Origin of the sequence: Pedobacter miscanthi (assembly GCF_032678605.1) — a bacterium.
Lineage (GTDB): Bacteria > Bacteroidota > Bacteroidia > Sphingobacteriales > Sphingobacteriaceae > Pedobacter > Pedobacter miscanthi_A.
Map to the genome: position 1 here is coordinate 1 of NZ_JAVTSU010000053.1, position 1,822 is coordinate 1,822.

The following is a 1,822-nucleotide window of genomic DNA, read 5'->3' on the forward strand; positions in this document are numbered from 1 at the left end:
ATGGGTAAAAGAAAATATAGAAGCTTTCGGTGGAGATGCTAAACGGATTACGGTCGGAGGTGAATCCGTCGGCGCGCAATCGGTCAGTGCGCTCATGGCCTCTCCACTATCGAAGGGATTATTCTCATCTGCGATCGCCGAAAGCGGCTCATTGCTAGATATCAGACCTATGGTTCTGTCACTTAAAAAATCTGAAGCGATGGGAACTGAACTTTCGGTGCTTGCCAAATCAGCTTCAATTGATGATCTTCGTTCAATAAGTGCAAAAAAATTACTAAAAATCGTAGATAAAGAAAATCCCCGGCGCTTTAAACCAACGATTGACGGTTATTTTCTTACTGAAATGCCAGAAGAAACATTCAGCAAAGGCATGCAGGCAAAAGTACCACTTCTGCTGGGTTGGAATGCACAGGAAGTGCCTGCCGCCGCATTATTCCGCCTTAGAAGAATAAATGCAAAAAATTACGATAGAGCCGTAAAGAAAATATATGGAGAGAAGTCAGCAGAGGTACTTAAACTTTATCCATCAGGTACGAAAGCTGAGATAAAAAATGTATCAGTTGAGCTGATGAGTGACCGTCTGATTAATTATAGCAGCTGGAAGCTGGCCGAGCTTCACGCCCAAAACACATCTGCACCGGTTTACCGGTACCTTTTTGCACATCCCCATCCGGGATTGAACCGTAGAACAATCAGGGAAGGAAACTTTTTTCAGGTGCTGATTAAAAAGCTAATCAACAGGACCATATCTGGAACGGCCTTTCACGCTTCAGAAATAGAGTACGTCCTTGGCAATCTTGATGTTCAGGACAATTACGCATGGAGAGCAAGTGATTATCAGGTATCAGAACAGATGCAAAGCTATTTTGTTAATTTTATAAAAAATGGAAACCCAAACAGCCTGAGTCTCCAGAGCACAAGTCTATTGGAATGGCCGGCCTACAGGCGAACAGAAAACCGGAAATTCATCAGGATACAGACAGAAAGCGTCATTGAAACAGAGCAGAACAATAAACGATTTCTTTTACTTGAAAGTCTCAAAAAGGAAGAATAGATTAATCAGAGTCAAGGTTAAAATTGCTGTTCATCGTAATTTAGCAGAAAATTTCCTCAGATGCAATTGTCTTGTTAGAACCATAAACCAGATATTTGGAATGATCTCCTGTCTTTCCACTTAAGTGGGAATTTCAGCGATAGCAGTCTTCCAAACAACCAAAATACCAGATTTAGCAGTTAATAATTCTTTTTAATCCACTTGTCAGTAACAATGCGAAAAGAACTTACTGTAAATTGATATCAAAAGCCTTACTTTGTATCTATCAAACGCAATGTCATGCCCATAGAGCAACTCTTCTCTTACTTTGCCCGTTTTATTCCTTTGAAGGATATAGAAAAGAATGAGTTACAACAACGCGTAATTGAAAGAAAAATCAAACGTAGGCAGTTCATTCTACAGGAAAACGATATTTGCAAGCATTATACATTTGTAGTGTCAGGCTGTTTCAAAATGTATGGTGTAGATGATAACGGAACCGAACACAATATTCAATTTGCCGCAGAAAATGAATGGATAGCGGATATCGGTAGTTTTCATTCCGGTAAAGCCAGTCAGCTTTATATTGAAGCAATAGAACCTTCGATAATCTTACAGATTGATGCGGTGAATCTGGTTTACCTTTATCATAACCATCCAAAATTCGACCGCATATTCCGCGTAATCGCCGAAAATAAGGTGATAGAACTTCAGCAAAGGGTGTTGCAGAACATCAGCTCAACAGCAGATGAGCGCTATCAAACCTTTTTGGAACAGTATCCCCTATTG

The 1,822-nt window shown here is 40.2% G+C and carries 2 protein-coding genes; both read left to right on the top strand.

What is annotated here, in order from left to right; genetic code table 11:
• The coding region (locus R2R28_RS28995) for a carboxylesterase family protein (protein WP_316829151.1) at positions 1-1,054 on the top strand (1,054 nt) is incomplete at its 5' end.
• 279 nt (positions 1,055-1,333) lie between these two features.
• On the top strand, positions 1,334-1,822 hold a 489-nt coding region (locus R2R28_RS29000), incomplete at its 3' end, for a Crp/Fnr family transcriptional regulator (RefSeq protein WP_316829152.1).